General features: G+C 43.6%; 19 protein-coding genes. 9 read left to right on the forward strand and 10 right to left on the reverse strand.

Annotated elements, in window-relative coordinates; all coding sequences use genetic code 11:
* Window positions 1-22 precede the first annotated feature (22 nt).
* Genes HQQ92_RS19930 through flgB form a run of 3 tightly spaced genes read right to left on the reverse strand, consistent with a single transcriptional unit; the run spans window position 23 to window position 1,463 of the window.
* Window positions 23-685 carry a flagellar hook assembly protein FlgD gene (locus HQQ92_RS19930; protein ID WP_113940824.1) on the reverse strand — a complete coding sequence of 221 codons (663 nt, stop codon included), beginning with the start codon at window positions 683-685 and terminating at the stop codon, window positions 23-25.
* Between the two features lie 2 nt (window positions 686-687).
* Window positions 688-1,104: a flagellar basal body rod protein FlgC gene (gene flgC / locus HQQ92_RS19935; protein WP_113940825.1), complete on the reverse strand. Its 417-nt coding sequence runs from the start codon at window positions 1,102-1,104 to the stop codon at window positions 688-690.
* An 8-nt stretch (window positions 1,105-1,112) separates the two neighbouring features.
* Complete coding sequence (flgB, locus tag HQQ92_RS19940) at window positions 1,113-1,463, reverse strand: flagellar basal body rod protein FlgB (RefSeq protein ID WP_113940826.1); 351 nt, start codon at window positions 1,461-1,463, stop codon at window positions 1,113-1,115.
* A gap of 96 nt (window positions 1,464-1,559) precedes the next feature.
* Here flgB and flgA point away from each other — a divergent pair, with 96 nt between their 5' ends.
* The 3 genes from flgA to HQQ92_RS19955 all read left to right on the forward strand — a co-directional run bounded on the left by flgA (window position 1,560) and on the right by HQQ92_RS19955 (window position 3,127).
* The gene (gene flgA, locus HQQ92_RS19945) at window positions 1,560-2,297 is read left to right on the forward strand and encodes a flagellar basal body P-ring formation chaperone FlgA (protein ID WP_131523391.1); all 738 of its coding nucleotides are present in this window, start codon (window positions 1,560-1,562) and stop codon (window positions 2,295-2,297) included.
* Between the two features lie 100 nt (window positions 2,298-2,397).
* Window positions 2,398-2,679, forward strand: a complete 282-nt coding sequence (flgM, locus tag HQQ92_RS19950) for a flagellar biosynthesis anti-sigma factor FlgM (RefSeq protein WP_113940828.1) — start codon at window positions 2,398-2,400, stop codon at window positions 2,677-2,679.
* Complete coding sequence (locus tag HQQ92_RS19955) at window positions 2,672-3,127, forward strand: flagellar protein FlgN (RefSeq protein ID WP_173247924.1); 456 nt, start codon at window positions 2,672-2,674, stop codon at window positions 3,125-3,127. Before flgM ends, HQQ92_RS19955 begins: the two co-directional genes overlap by 8 nt.
* An 85-nt stretch (window positions 3,128-3,212) precedes the next feature.
* Here the strand turns inward: HQQ92_RS19955 and HQQ92_RS19960 are convergent, their stop codons facing one another.
* The 7 genes from HQQ92_RS19960 to HQQ92_RS19990 are packed head-to-tail and all read right to left on the reverse strand — an operon-like array spanning window position 3,213 to window position 10,022.
* Complete coding sequence (locus HQQ92_RS19960) at window positions 3,213-3,638, reverse strand: hypothetical protein (protein WP_173247927.1); 426 nt, start codon at window positions 3,636-3,638, stop codon at window positions 3,213-3,215.
* Window positions 3,616-4,965, reverse strand: a complete 1,350-nt coding sequence (locus HQQ92_RS19965) for a FliI/YscN family ATPase (protein WP_113940831.1) — start codon at window positions 4,963-4,965, stop codon at window positions 3,616-3,618. Before HQQ92_RS19965 ends, HQQ92_RS19960 begins: the two co-directional genes overlap by 23 nt.
* Window positions 4,943-5,653: a flagellar assembly protein FliH gene (gene fliH / locus HQQ92_RS19970; RefSeq protein ID WP_113940832.1), complete on the reverse strand. Its 711-nt coding sequence runs from the start codon at window positions 5,651-5,653 to the stop codon at window positions 4,943-4,945. The genes HQQ92_RS19965 and fliH overlap by 23 nt, the downstream gene beginning before the upstream one ends.
* Window positions 5,653-6,639 (reverse strand): flagellar motor switch protein FliG, encoded by a 987-nt coding sequence (locus HQQ92_RS19975; RefSeq protein WP_049821660.1) that lies wholly within the window; start codon window positions 6,637-6,639, stop codon window positions 5,653-5,655. The genes fliH and HQQ92_RS19975 overlap by 1 nt, the downstream gene beginning before the upstream one ends.
* 16 nt (window positions 6,640-6,655) lie before the next feature.
* Window positions 6,656-8,332, reverse strand: coding sequence for a flagellar basal-body MS-ring/collar protein FliF (gene fliF, locus HQQ92_RS19980; RefSeq protein WP_173247930.1), 1,677 nt, complete (start codon window positions 8,330-8,332; stop codon window positions 6,656-6,658).
* Window positions 8,333-8,344: 12 nt separating this feature from the next.
* Entirely contained in the window at window positions 8,345-8,683 is a 339-nt protein-coding gene (fliE, locus tag HQQ92_RS19985) for a flagellar hook-basal body complex protein FliE (protein WP_113940834.1), read from the reverse strand.
* A 28-nt stretch (window positions 8,684-8,711) separates the two neighbouring features.
* A complete protein-coding gene (locus tag HQQ92_RS19990) occupies window positions 8,712-10,022 on the reverse strand; it encodes a sigma-54 dependent transcriptional regulator (RefSeq protein WP_173247933.1) in 1,311 nt (436 codons plus the stop codon).
* 1,038 nt (window positions 10,023-11,060) lie between these two features.
* Between HQQ92_RS19990 and HQQ92_RS19995 the strand changes: the two genes are divergently transcribed.
* The 6 genes from HQQ92_RS19995 to flhB are packed head-to-tail and all read left to right on the forward strand — an operon-like array spanning window position 11,061 to window position 15,207.
* A complete protein-coding gene (locus tag HQQ92_RS19995) occupies window positions 11,061-11,942 on the forward strand; it encodes a FliM/FliN family flagellar motor switch protein (protein WP_113940836.1) in 882 nt (293 codons plus the stop codon).
* Window positions 11,935-12,294, forward strand: coding sequence for a FliM/FliN family flagellar motor switch protein (locus HQQ92_RS20000; RefSeq protein WP_131523384.1), 360 nt, complete (start codon window positions 11,935-11,937; stop codon window positions 12,292-12,294). Before HQQ92_RS19995 ends, HQQ92_RS20000 begins: the two co-directional genes overlap by 8 nt.
* A complete protein-coding gene (gene fliP, locus HQQ92_RS20005; RefSeq protein ID WP_131523383.1) occupies window positions 12,291-13,025 on the forward strand; it encodes a flagellar type III secretion system pore protein FliP in 735 nt (244 codons plus the stop codon). Before HQQ92_RS20000 ends, fliP begins: the two co-directional genes overlap by 4 nt.
* Window positions 13,026-13,029: 4 nt before the next feature.
* Window positions 13,030-13,299, forward strand: coding sequence for a flagellar biosynthetic protein FliQ (locus tag HQQ92_RS20010; protein WP_006083412.1), 270 nt, complete (start codon window positions 13,030-13,032; stop codon window positions 13,297-13,299).
* Window position 13,300: 1 nt separating this feature from the next.
* Window positions 13,301-14,080 carry a flagellar biosynthetic protein FliR gene (gene fliR, locus HQQ92_RS20015; RefSeq protein ID WP_168825895.1) on the forward strand — a complete coding sequence of 260 codons (780 nt, stop codon included), beginning with the start codon at window positions 13,301-13,303 and terminating at the stop codon, window positions 14,078-14,080.
* Window positions 14,077-15,207, forward strand: a complete 1,131-nt coding sequence (gene flhB / locus HQQ92_RS20020) for a flagellar biosynthesis protein FlhB (protein WP_173247937.1) — start codon at window positions 14,077-14,079, stop codon at window positions 15,205-15,207. Before fliR ends, flhB begins: the two co-directional genes overlap by 4 nt.
* The last annotated feature ends 4 nt before the right edge of the window (window positions 15,208-15,211 follow it).

A 15,211-nucleotide genomic window follows, 5' to 3' on the forward strand; every position in this document is an offset into this window, starting at 1 on the left:
CTTAATATCCTATAAAAATAATTTACGAAACTTCAGAAATATTGAGCACAGAAACAACCCCAACACCATGGCCCATTTCAGCCATCATCATGCCGGATGCACTGGAGAAATGGATTCTCTCGATCGGTGCCTTAATATACGTTGGCGCAACTAAACTATTTTCACCTAGTGTCGCCTTAGCTTTGATTTCATATTGGCCTGCAGACAACCCCAGCTCAGCAGGATCGATAGAGAACCGAACATCACCAACATCCTGAGCACCGAGTTGAATAGTGCTAACGACCTGACCTTGTGCATCGATAATTTCAAGATCTAAGCCTTCAGCTGCATTCTCTAAATACACTTTGCCTTCAACCGCTTCACCATCGAGCTGAAACTCAGACACAGGCACCATGGCATTCTTACCAATCAAAGATGCCGACTGTACTATGCCCAAATTTTCCATCATGACCATTTGGCTTGATTGATTCTTCCGCATTCCCTCTAAGCTTTCGACCTGCGAAAACTGCGCTAATTGAGAGATATACTCAGCACTGTTAAGCGGTTTAGTGGGATCTTGATTCTTGATTTGCGCGATCATTAAGGTCATAAATTCATTCTTTAATGACGCAGCATCATTCCCTGGAGCCGCTAATGCACCTGCAGGATTCTGAATCGAGTTGTTACCAGAGCGAGCCAATTCCATTGCTATTTATTCCCTAGTTGCAATAAACCTTGCTGCATAGAACGCGCACGATTCATGATTTCAACACTGGTTTCAAATGAACGACTTGCCGCCATCATGTCAGCCATTTCTTCAATCGTGTTCACATTAGAGTAGGCAACATAACCTTGTTCATTGGCAAAGGGATGATTCGGCTCATAACGCATATCCAATGGGGCATCCGCTTGGACTATGTCGCTCACTTCAATCGAAGCACCAATCGCACCTTGTTGAGTCGCATCGTAAATAGTCGCAAATACGGGTTTTAATGCTCGATAGGCCGACTCAGGGTTTTCGGCGGCAGTTCCAGCGTTAGCTAAGTTACTCGCGACCGTATTTAAACGTATGGTCTGAGCATTCATGCCAGCACCCGCTATTTGATAAATATCGCCAAATGACATACAGGCTCCTAACGACCTTCAATAGCAGACTTTAGACCGGCTATTTTCATGTTTAAAAATGTCAAACTCGTTTGATAATCCATCGCATTCTGTGAATATCTTGCCTGTTCCTTACCGAGTTCCACGGTATTATCATCGGCAGAATTTTGATAAGGCATGCGATAAGCGAGGCTGTACTCTTGATTCATCTGCATACCTGCTTCAACTTGCTTCATGGCCGCTTTGAAATCCAAATCCCTCGCTTTGTACCCCGGAGTTTCGGCATTGATTAAATTACTCGCTAATACCTTGCTTCTCTCCACTCTAAAATCGAGTGTCTGAGGATGTATTCCTAATGCTTTATCAAGGTTGATCGCCATCTCAACTCCTAGTACTGTATGCGTAATTAATTTAGATGGTCGAGCAGCTTACAATTAGCATGCCAATATACTTATTCATATAAAACAGTTGGTTAAATGAAATCGCTATTGATATACGGAAAGTTCTTTTCCCTCACTTTCTTACTGAGCATAGGGTTACTTCCGCTCAATGTGCACGCGAAAGGGAAGATCACGGCGACAGAACAAATATCTCAGCAAATGACAAACTCCGTAGCCGCAGAGATAGCTAAGTGGCAACAATCGCAAGAGATAAAAAAAGTCAGCAAAAAAATCACACTGCACATTCCTTCCAGCACAGCCAAGCTAAAAACGTGTAGCACGGCGCTCCAAGTCGAGGCTGCTAAAGGGCTCCCATTCGGTCGGATCCAACGAAAAATAAGCTGTGCCTCTGAAGGCTGGTCACTCTATGTTCGTGCCAAGGTTGCTCTCAGCGCCTACATTCCTGTTGCCAACAAAACGCTTAAGAGAGATGAAGTTGTCACATCAGAAAATCTACAATGGCAAATGTTGCCCTTAACTGCGTCAGATCAAGACATTATTACTGATGAAAAACACATTTTAGGGCAAGCGGTTGCCAGAAAAATAATCAAAAACAAACCCATAAGAGCAAGCAATTTAAGTGCACCAGAACTCGTGAGCATAGGAGATGAAGTGATTATTGAAGCAGTCAGTGCCACCTTTTATGCCAATATGATTGGGATTGCTATGGATGCGGGTAAACAAGGTGATGCCATTAGAGTGAGGAATAGTAGTTCAGGGAAAATCATTACCGCCTACCCCATAGCTAAGGGGAGAGTTGAAACCCGTTTTTAACATTCAGGTCACCTGAGGATAAATTTAAAAATTTATTTTAGATTTATCCTATTTAGGTCGCCTATATCTAATATCTAGCCATTTATGACGATGAACATCTATGGAAATTAATAAAATTAGCAGTGCCTTGAGCACTGAGTTCAGCACGAGTAAGAGCGCTAATACGCCCAGAAAGCCCGTTGAATCAGAAAATCTATCAACGCCAACACGACAAGATATTAGTCACGACTGGCAATTGTTAGAACAAACCCAGAAAGAGTTACATACCATCTCCGACGTTGACACAGATAAAGTTGCTGCTATACGTCAGGCTTTAAGTAATGGCAGCTTTGAGCTGAGCTTAGATAAAATTGCAGATAAGATATTGATACAGCATGGATAATAGTCAAGTAAATAAGCGCGAACTTGTTCAAAGTTTAATTCGCGATATTCGTCAAGATCTTGAGGGATATAGTCAATTAAAATCAATGCTTAAGCACCAACGTGAATTAATGCAACGCAGGGATAATGATGCGCTCTTAGCCCATAACGAGCGTCAAACTGCACTGTGTAACAAGTTGGCTTTGAGAGCCAAACAGCGAAGCGAAAATCTCGCGACACTAGGTTTTAATAGTGACAATAGTGGCATGAGACGCTTAATCACGGCGCTACCTGATCACCTAAGACCGCAAATAAAAATGTCATGGGACAACTTGCAGCTGTTAGTTAAAGATAGCCAAACAGCCAATGAAACCAACGGCAGATTGCTCGTAATACAGCAAGAAACGATTAACCGTATCCTGAATCAAGATGGCCAACACCATGAAATTGATTACGGTACCAAACGCTAATCAAACTGAATTATTGAGAGTTACCAAAGCCCTCGCTAATGGGACATAGTTTAAAAGGTGGCTCTCAGCTGTAATGACACAGCGCTTATTGGCCTTTATTCTTGTAATAGAAACCCGCCATATCATCAACAACAGCCTGTTCACGACGTGCCACTTGTGCTTGTTCTTGTATACGTGTTTGTTTTTCAAGCCACTTCAAACCTTGCTGACGCCCTAATTGCTTACGCCATAGGCGATCAATACGCAGCTGTTCCTGTTGTAGAAAGACCTCCTTTTGAGCTAACTTCACCCGCATAGGCTCTAACACTTGCGCCATACTTGCGGAATTTTGCCAGAGCAAAACATTTGAGCCCTCTTTCGCACCACGATAAGTCAATATCATTTGGGCTAAGGCTTGATTTTGTTGTTGATTTAGTTGGACGCTTAGGCTGGAATCATCGCGTTTTTGCCCTAACTGCGCTAATTTCTTTTCAGCTTGAACACGTAACTTAGAGAGATGACGCTGGCTCATATCCCATAACTCCCATCAACTGTTCCAATTGCACTAAACTTTCAGCCAAATTAACTTTACTGTGTGTAGTCTGGCGTAAAAATCGTGCCATTTCTGGATACACTCGCACAGCAAGATCCATTTCAGGATCTTGGCCCGCTTGGTAGCCACCTAAAGGTAATAAGTCTCTGACCTCATTGTAACGACTCAAAAGATGTCTAAAGATCTGACTCTGTTCAATACTGCTAGAGGTCGCTATGTGCATGGCTAAGCGGCTCACTGACGCATTAAGATCAATCGCAGGGAAATGTCCTTGCTCGGCCAATTTACGACTTAGCACTATATGGCCATCTAAAATAGCTCTCGCTGCATCTGCAACAGGATCCTGCTGATCATCACCCTCGGCCAATACGGTATAAAACGCGGTTAGCGTTCCCGTCGGATGTTCACCATTGCCCGCCATTTCCACCAGTCTAGGTAACTGTGCAAACGCCGATGGCGGATAGCCTTTGGTTGCTGGAGGCTCACCTAAACTCAAGGCGATTTCACGCTGTGCCTGAGCATAACGAGTCAATGAGTCGACTAATAGCAACACTTGCTTACCTTGATCTCTAAAAGCACAGGCAATGGAGTGAGATAACCGCATTGCACGTAATCGCATCAGCGGTGTGGTATCTGCAGGGGCTGCAATAATCACAGCCCGTTTACGCCCTTCTTCACCGAGTGTTTCTTCAATAAACTCCCTGACCTCACGGCCACGCTCACCAATTAAGCCAACCACCACGACATCTGCTTCAGTAAAACGAGTCATCATGCCTAATAACACACTCTTACCCACACCAGAGCCCGCAAAGAGCCCGAGTCGCTGGCCTCTACCAATGGGCAACAAACTATTGATGGCGCGAATACCGACATCTAGCGGCTGCCGAATAGGCTGGCGCAGCAAAGGGTTGTAACTCGTGTGAGATTGCGGGACTTGTGAAACACCGGTTAAATCACCCAATAAGTCGAGTGGTTGTCCAAGTCCATCAAGCACCCTGCCAAGCAAACCATCACCAATAGCAATTGTTTGCTCATCCGTAATAGGCAGCACTCTGGCACCTGGCATCAAGCCCTGTGTAGGCTCAATCGGCATAAGGCACAATACGTCCCGATGAAAGCCAACGACTTCAGCCTCAATTAAACGACCATTTCGCCCTTCAATCTGGCAACGATCCCCCATGCCAAGCTGACAGCCAACAGCCTCAAGCAATAGACCATTGACTCGAATGAGACGTCCATAAACCCTTGCAACTGGAACCTGAGGCCAATCGTCATGAAATACATCAGACTCCAATCTCAGCCTCATTCAACTTGGTTTCAACCTGCTTCATGCAAGCATCGAGTCGTGTCTCGACTGAAGCATCTGCATCGGATTTATCACTCACAATTCGACAACTGCCCGCTGAAATACTGCTATCAGCGATGAGATTCCAGCCACGGATTTTATCTTCCGAGAGCTCTTTTAATTTAGTCACGGCACTCGGCTCTAAATGGATTTTGATATCCGCTTGATCATCGGGCAACGCACTCAAGGTTTCTTCAACGAGTTTAAGTATTTGTTGTGGCTGCAGGGTTAGCTCGCAGCGAATCACTTGTTGTGACACTCGGCGTACTAATTCAAGGATCAAATTTTGCTGTTCACGAACCTGCTTTGCATGACCGTCTTCGAGTAGTTCTCTCAAGGCACCTAGCGGTACAAGTAAACTGTTGAGCTGCTCATCGATGGATGCTCTACCCGCTGACTGCCCATCTAACCGACCTTGATGGAAACCAGCTGCATGTCCAGCAATGCGTCCTTCTTCTATGCCAGCCTCATAACCCGCACTCTTACCTTGAATAACACCTTCGTCATAACCCTCATCGAATGCTTGTTGGTAACTTTGAAAATCACTGCCCGCATCGGAATTTGATTCAACCGCATCGTGTAATGCAGGAAAACGATAACGACGAGCGAGATTGGTATTTAGACGCCAACGAGAATGCTTGTTTTCCATTAAACAACGACCTGTTCTTCAAATAGCTGCAATTCAATTTCACCTTCTTGCATTAATTGCTTCGCCAGTTCCATTATCTCTTTACGCGCCCCACTCGCTCGGCTAACAGGTACACCACCTAACGCTTCTATTTGTGTTTCAATCGCTGACGACATACGTTTAGGCAAGGCATTGAGCAAGGCATCTTTTAATTCAAAATCAATGCCTTTTAATGCTAACGATAAGGTTTCAGAAGGTACTTGTCCTAATAAGGTCTGCAACGTTTCTTGCTTTTGTCGCCCAAGAATAATGAAGTCAAACATGTTATCGGTGACATCAATCGCCATCTGCTTATCATGGAGTTTGATCATTTCCATCAGCTGTTCTCTGTCACCTTCGAAGCGATTGAGGATATCGGCAACCTGTTTGACACCCGCCACTTGCGTGTGACTTTTCTCCATTGCCATCAACATACAGCGCTCAACCAGCTCCCGCAGTTCCTCAACAACGTTGCGGTCTAATTCGCCAAGTTGCGCAATACGAACAAGCACCTCATCTTGGCTATCACTAGGCAACATTTTTAAGATTTTAGCGGCACTTTCTGGTGGTAATAATCCCAACAATACCGCTTGCAACTGGCAGTGCTCATGGGTGATTTCACGGGCAAGTAATTGGGGGTCAACCCATTCGAGACGCTTAACGAGCACTTTAATCTCATCACCATAAATGCTATCGATAAGACTTTTAGAGACTCTGTCTCCCAAAGCGATATCGAGTGTCTTTTGTAAATAGGACCGTGAGGCTCTGGCGATACCCGATTGTTCTTTATAGCGTTGAAAAAAACGGCTGAGTACAGCCTCGGCTTCTTGCTGGGTAATACTCGATAACCGCGCCATTTTATGGCTTAAGTGTTGCACATCGTTACGATCCAAATGCGCCATGACCATGGCAGCACCTTCTTCTCCCATACTCAGTAATAACATGGCCGCTTGGGCGTAATTGTCCATCTTAATTTCGATTGAATTATTCACCGTCTTTATCGCCTATCCAATGAGCTATCACTTCTGCAACACGCGCGGGTTCTTTGTTTGCGAGCAAGGCTAAATGCTCCATTTTAACGGTCAAAGGTGAGCCGGGCTCGGGTAAACCTTGACTGCCTAGCCAGTCAGCACTCGGTAACTGATGGGCTTGATTTGGTAAAGTATCGGCGGAATACCCATCGAGTGCTGCAGCGGAAGCGGCACTTAATGCAACGGGCTCAATTCTAGGCGCAGTAATTTGAGCGGTTCGGGTCAAGTGCTTAACCAGCGGCCTTAATACGAACAAAATAAGTCCAAAGCCAAGGATGCCCCCTATGATGTAGCGTAAATAAGCTTGGTAATTTTCTGATTGCCACCAAGGTGACGGCGTAAATTCCGCTGTAACAGTTGGGGTAAACTCAAAGGCATTGATGGTAAAACTGTCACCTCTCGCCGCCGAAAAGCCGATGGCATCCTTGACCATATTGCCAAACTTAACCAGTTGAGCCTCTTCATTAAATGCTCCTTGACCCGTAGCACTATTAATAAGCACTGAAACTGAGAGGTTTTCGAGCTGCATTTGTTGATAACGAACATGACGCACAGAACGACCAACGTCATATTGACGACTTTCTTCCTGCTTCAAATTACGGGTCTTATCATTCGTCGCCTCTTTGCCTGCTTGGGGTGGCTTATTACTTAAAGCTCCGGGAATTCCCGCGGCAATAGTATTACTTGAATCATCGACACTCGTACGCTCTTGAGTCACGACATTTTGCGGATCGAGTGACTCCTTAGTTTCTTCCACCTGATTGAAGTTTACTTTTGCAGTCACCCGCACTTGGAAATTATCTTGACCAAGCACAGGCTCGAGCATAGAGGCGGCATTAGCCACTAAGCTATTCTCAAGTTCACGCGTGTACTGTAACTGCTTGTTTCTAGACTGGCTAAGGTCTTGATTGCCTGAAATGTTCTCACTTAAATATCGACCATCTTGATCGACAACTTTGATATTACTGGCCGTTAGTCCAGTCACACTGCCAGCAACCAAATTAACAATAGCCTCAACTTGTGTTTCAGAGAGTCGAGTATTCGGGTCTAGCTGCAGCATGACGGAAGCCGTCGGCAGTTCAGGCTCCTGACGGATAAACAAAGTTTGTTTAGGTATCGCCAAATGAACTCTTGCGGCACGGACCGACTTTAACGACATGATAGTGCGAGCTAATTCACCTTCTAAACTATGGCGATACTTAGCTTGTTCCATAAATTGGCTCGTACCGAGCGCGGTATTGTCGAGTGCCTCCATACCCGAAGGTACTTTCGCTTTTACCCCTTTTGCGGCCAAAAGCATACGCGCATTACCGACTTGCTCTTCTGCAACGAGGACTGCCCCAGTATTAGCCTCGAGGCGATAATCAATGCCTTCTGCATCCAAGACATTTAACACTTGAGAAGTATCGACATTTTCTTGGCTGCCATATAAAGGTCGATACCCTGCAGTAGCAGTCCATAACATCAACACTATGACACTGGCGACAACCACCGCAAGTAAAGCTAAGGCGATAACCTGACGATCACCACGGTTAAAACGATGCCATTTTTGGGTCATGCCAGCAATGAATCCTGACGAAGATTCAGTCCCGGTAATATCCTGACCTGATTGAACAAAAGTGGTAGACATTCACACAATTCCTTAAATAGGCATCTTCATTACATCGTCAAATGCTTGCACAAGACGATTACGAATTTGGAGCATAGTCGCAAATGACAAACTGGCTTTTTGCGAAGCCACCATAGCACCGACGAGATCATCGCTTTTTCCACTATCGACAGCCGCCATCGCCATAGAGGATTGGTTCTGATCTTGGTTAACGGCAGAAACTTTACTCTTAATCAAGTCAGTGAATGACCCATAAGCCATACCATTATCGGCAGGGTTTGAAGTGATGTTGATCGCCCCTTTAGCCACTTCACGATGAATGTTTAAGGTTTCCATTAACATATTTGAGCTAACAATCGCTCCATTAGACATATTCCATTCCTATTACTTTTTGATTGCTCTAAGCTGCTCGACCCGCTTGCTCTAATAACATTTCAATATCAATACCCGCTTCACGCATTTGGACGAGGCGATATCTTAAGGCTCTAGTCGTCATCCCTAGCGCCTCTGCACTTAATGTGCGTTGCCCATTAAAACGTTTAAGTACATCAATAATATATTGAAACTCTGCCTGCTGTTTTGACGCTTTAAGCCCATCTGAGGCGCCTAAAGGCTCCAACTCAAGCATCTCTTCTTGAATGTTTAACCCGAGTTCCGCAACTTGAATCGCCTGACCTCTACGCATCACTAATGCACGTTGAATACAATTCTCTAGCTCTCTTACATTTCCGGGCCAATCATAGGTCACGAGCACTTGCCTTGCGTGCTCACTGAAATAACAGCGACTTGAGCAATCAGATTGGCCATATAAATTTAAGAAATGTTCAGCTAGAGGCAGGATGTCAGCCTTTCGTTCTCTTAAAGGCTTAATTTTCAGAGGTAAAACATCTAATCGATAGAACAAGTCCTCCCTAAAATGTCCAAACTCCACGGCTTGTCTTAAGTCGCGATTGGTAGAGGCAATGACTCTGATATCCAGTGGTATAACATGCTGGCCACCAAGTCTTTCGACTTCACGCTCCTGTAGCACTCGAAGTAACTTCGCCTGTAACGGCAAGGGCATTTCACCAATTTCATCGAGTAATAAAGTACCGCCATTGGCCTGCTCAAATTTTCCTGCCTTATCACAAATGGCACCAGTGAAGGCACCTTTGACATGCCCAAAGAGAACGGACTCTAGAATACTTTCAGGGATGGCAGCGCAGTTAATCGCAACGAAAGGCTTATGTGAACGGGAGGAGTGGCGATGAATATAACGAGCAAGCGGTTCTTTACCAGTACCACTTTCACCCAATAATAAAACACTGGCCTCAGTGGTTGCGGCGCGATGGGCCAACATCAACAATTGTCGACTAACAGAAGCCGCGACAACCAAACTAGAATCAGGTAACTCTAAACGGTGTAATCGTTGAATTGAGGCAAGTAACTGCTCAGTTTCTACGGGAATTAATAGATAATCCTGTACGCCAGCTCGCATTGCTGCGGCTGCCAACTCACCTTGCTCTGGTGCTAATAAGGCGACGATATTACGGCCAGGAAAACGGGCAAGATAGGACTTCACATCACAAGGACTACAATCCGATAAGTTAACGATAGTGAGCCAAGGTAATTCCATTGCATCACTCCACAGATAAAAATCCTCCTGTGTTATTTTGCATGCAAGTTCCGCAGATATGTTTAACCCTTCAATCCGTATACTTAGGCCACCCACTCACTAACTCCCTTTCGTTTACAGTACATTAAATAACACCTTAATTTAGACCTATAAGTCTTTGTGTTTGAGTGTATATAAAATCTATTACTACTTACTTATCCATCTAGATGAATGAGCAATAAATAACTCAAGCCATTAAGAACAGTAAAAACAAATGCGGAAGCCAAATGCGGAAGATATATTTCCGCATGTAATATCAAAGCCAGCGATAGAGAACTACACACAATGAGTATCCACATTGACAATGGCTAAGGATATGCCCTCAACTAAATAAGGTTAAAACGTGTTCTAGTGCAATCATCGATAAGAAATGTGACCAGCAACAAAGTTTAAGGTATCACCGAATTATATGAATCAATTGCTATCAACCATGAAAGGTCTAAAAGAAAAACCGCAAAAAAGTGATGCATATAACTTAGGACTGACTTATACCAAATATATTTGTAAAATAATATATGACAATGATAAAAATGCACCATCGATACTTTTAAAATAGTGACAAAATTTAACCACCAATGTTTAATATTAAATAAACCACAAACCATAGCGCACAAAAAACAATTAAAATCAAAGACAAACAGATTTGCAACACAATATCATCATTAATAATCAATATGTAAATGCTGACATAAATATTGCCCGCCAAAATATCGACAAATGTCAAAATAATATCTAACCGCCTTTTTATTGACGCGAAAATGCAAAATCTAAAGCATTAATATCTTCTTACACAATCTCAAAACAAACATTTTGTTCACAACCAACTTTACCCTACAATTCTATTCACATATATTTCAGCATTTCTTATAATTATTATTGAATACTTAAGCCTTATTAACTTATCATCCTCGTCGTTTAAAACAGAGTCGAACCTAAAGTTCAACGCTTAACTGTTTTAAGAAATTCATTAATCCTTAACGATAAAGAAATAAATATTTAGGCACTCTGTTTGTGTATGTTTTTTATGCGCCAACTGAATCACGGAGGTAGCCAAGCAGCATTCTAGTAGTAAAAACACGTTTAATAGGAAGAACAATGAAGACGACGGCGAAAGCTAGGCTTATAAAATCAAATTCCAATGAAATAATTAGACCTATTATGCTAGTTCAAGAAAAGCTAGCGAGAACGCGATTATTGCAACAGCTAGAAAAGCTACATCGTCCACTTATCGATGCCATAAATAATATCCTATCTCCGCTACTAAGACAGGGTCATCCCGCTGTTTCGGGGTCAACGTTAACAGAACCTAGAACACCTGTCGTTCCAGAACATTGCTATTCATGGTTTGTATTAAAACATCATCAAAATACCCTCGGTTATTGGAGAATTGATCGCTGCACGCTCGATCAATTGGCGAGTAATTATTACGGTAATACCTCAACACCATTAAGTTCTCCTTTGAGAAACCCCAGCCAATCTGAATTTAGGTTAGCCAAAAAGTTGCTACTTTCCGTAGTGGAGGAGCTACCTAATAGCACGATCGAAACCAATAATCTTGAAGTTGAGCTCATAAAAGGCCATATGCCACTCGCAGTATCGGCAGTATGGTCGTTCAATTTTACCAATGGCCCACTAACCCCTCCAATGCTCTTTTGCTTAACTGAGCATTTACTGGGGCATCTGGCCGAACAGCCGAAGAAATCTGAAGTATCTGCGGATTTACCCGCAAAACTAGCCGTCTGGCTAAAAAGTCTCCCCATAAAAATGCAGCTGACATTAGGGCAACATAGCATCCCGGTGCAATCACTCAGCCAATTAAAAACTGGGGATATTTTACCTATTAATCTCTATCCAAAAACCTTGTTATCAATCGGAAACACACCGCTATTTCATGCCTCTGTGCATAGTCATGAAGGACAGATGGTAGCGAAATTGACCCAAGATATTTATCAGCATGAGGAGCATGACATTGGCTGAACAATCTATTTTATCGGATGATGATTTTCTATTAGAGGACGATATTTTCTCTGAGAGAGCATTTTCAAAGCCGGACACCCATAACCGTAAATTGAAAAATAATAATTTTTTTCAACAACTTCCTGTTCAAGTTACTCTCGAACTGGCCAGTGCTGAAATGTCTTTAGGCGAACTAAATCGTATGGGAGAAGGTGATGTTATCGCACTCGACCGTATGGTAGGTGAGCCGCTGGATATCAGAGTAAATGGTGCACTATTAGGAAGAGGCGAAGTCGTAGAAGTGGCAGGAAGATATGGCGTACGTTTGCTGGAAATAGAGAGCATTACTCTCGATGGGACAAGTAACGAATGATAGTTCGGGTATTGTTACTGGCGATTCTATTGTTTGCTCCCCAAGCCCTCGCATCGGAAGGACTGACCTTATTCACACTGGATAGCGCTCAAGACAGTCAAGCAGTTAACATTAAACTCGAAATTTTAGCGCTCATGACGGCCATTAGTTTCTTGCCCATCATGCTGATGATGCTAACCAGTTTTACTCGTATTATCATTGTATTAGCCATTCTCCGACAAGCTCTCGGACTACAACAAAGTCCCCCTAACCGAGTGCTTGTTGGGATAGCATTAGTACTCACTATCTTTATTATGCGCCCAGTGGGAGACAAAATTTATAAGGAAGCTTATTTGCCCTATGACCAAGGTAAGATCGAATTGATGGAGGCTGTCTCAATAGCCAAAATCCCTTTAACTCGATTTATGCTGGCGCAGACAAGAGAAACTGATCTTGAGCAAATGCTGAAAATAGCTAACGAACCCACACACATGAAAGCAGCAGAGGAAGTCCCCTTTTTTGTCCTTATGCCCGCATTTGTACTGAGTGAACTCAAAACAGCTTTCCAAATTGGCTTCTTACTTTTCTTACCTTTCTTAGTTATCGACTTGGTTGTCGCAAGTGTCCTCATGTCTATGGGGATGATGATGTTGTCACCGTTAATTATTTCTCTCCCATTTAAACTGATGGTTTTTGTATTAGTCGATGGTTGGGCTATGACGGTAAGCACCTTAACCGCAAGTTTTGGGTAGCTAGATGGACATCAATGAACTGACCTCGCTCTTTGCTGACTCAATGTTTCTCGTCATCATCATGGTTTCTGTGTTGGTGACACCGGGACTCATTTTAGGCTTAATCGTTGCGGTATTTCAGGCTGCGACACAGGTCAATGAACAAACCTTGAGTTTTCTGCCAAGGCTTATCATTACTCTACTTATGGTTCTGTTTTCAGGCCATTGGCTCATACAACAGCTAAGTGATTTATTTGACAGGCTGTTTATGAATATTCCTCATATTATCGGTTGATATGCTTTCCCTCACCTCAACCGAACTCAGCATGTTAATCGGCAGCCTTTGGTGGCCATTCTGCCGGATCATGGGGGCATTTATGATAATGCCCTTGTTAGGTAATTCCTATGTGCCTGCAACAGTAAGAATTTTTCTTGCCTTAAGTATTGCAGCGCTTATTGCACCTATGCTGCCACCCGTTCCCGCTGTCGATGCGCTCTCGCTTGGATCATTATTTTTAGCCATAGAGCAACTACTGATTGGATTCATGCTCGCGCTATTTTTAACCATTTTAATCCATGTGATGACCATGCTTGGCACTATTATGTCGATGCAGATGGGTCTAGCGATGGCGGTGATGAACGATCCTGCTAATGGCGACACCAACCCCATTCTCAGTGAATGGTTACAAATCTTTGGTACATTGATTTTTCTGGCTCTTGACGGTCATTTAGTCGGGCTCAACATCATTGTTGATAGCTTTCGTTTATGGCCAATTGGAAATGGGATTTTTGACTTACCGCTAATGGGATTGGTTAGTCGAATGGGCTGGCTATTTGCTGCATCGCTGATGCTCGCCATACCCGCAGTACTCGCTATGTTAATGGTTAACATCACTTTTGGTGTATTAAGCCGCGCTGCGCCGTCATTAAACATCTTCTCGCTCGGGTTTCCCATGACCTTGTTGATGGGCTTGATTTGCGTCTTCCTTTCGTTAAGCGGCATTCCAACTCGTTACAGTGATCTGTGCTTAGACGCATTAACTGCCATGTACCAATTTATCGGAGGGATCTCATGAGTAAAACACCCCAACAAGATAAAACAGAAAAAGCTACACCGCAGAAAAAGCGTAAAGCGAGAGAAGAAGGCCAAGTTCCACGATCTAAAGATCTTGCCTCCGCAGCACTGGTCGTTGGTTGCTCTGCCATGCTGACCAGTAATGCGGATTGGTTTGCGACGAGAGTCAGTGGATTAGCTAAATACAATATGCTGCTCACCCGAGCAGAGTTAGAGCAACCAGACATCATGATGCGCCATCTTGGCGCCAGCCTAGTCGAAATGCTAAGCATCTTAGGCCCACTATTCATCATGGTTGCTCTGTTGGCCGCAGTTGCAGGAGCCTTACCTGGGGGGCCGATATTTAATTTTGGAAATGCTAATTTTAAGTACAGTCGAATCGATCCTCTTGCCGGTGTCGGAAGAATATTTTCCGCTCAATCTCTTGTTGAGTTACTCAAGTCATGCCTAAAAATTGTGTTACTGATCGGAATTATGTTGGTTTTCTTGAATGGTCACTTACAAGAACTACTTAGCTACAATCAACGCCCTATTGATAAAGCGGTTCGTGATGGCATCAATCTACTGTCGCAAGGCATGTTTTATCTTGGTACTGGGCTGCTCGTGATCGCCTTTATTGATGTGCCTTACCAATATTGGCATAACAGCAAAGAATTACGTATGTCACGCCAAGAGGTCAAAGACGAGCATACCCAGCAAGAAGGTAAGCCAGAGATTAAAGCTAAAATCCGCCAAATACAGCAACGAATGGCTCGCTCTCGGGCAGATACCACCATTCCAAAAGCGGATGTTCTCTTGGTTAATCCTACTCACTATGCAGTGGCATTAAAATACAATCCTGACTTAGCGGATGCGCCTTACGTCATCACTAAAGGCACCGAAGAACTCGCCCTCTATATGCGAGAACTCGCTAAAAAACATGATATTGAAATTATTGATATCCCACCGCTCACGCGGGCTATTTATCATTCAACGCAAGTCGATCAACAAATACCCAGTGCCCTTTTTATCGCCATAGCGCACGTATTAAGTTATGTCATGCAAATAAAAGCATCTCGTAAGGGCTTACAGCAGAAACCTGAGCCTTTACCACATTTTTTTATTCCCCCTAATTTACGTCACGATTAAAGGA

The sequence above is a fragment of the Shewanella sp. DC2-4 genome (assembly GCF_013248875.1).
Taxonomy (GTDB): Bacteria; Pseudomonadota; Gammaproteobacteria; order Enterobacterales; family Shewanellaceae; genus Shewanella; species Shewanella oncorhynchi.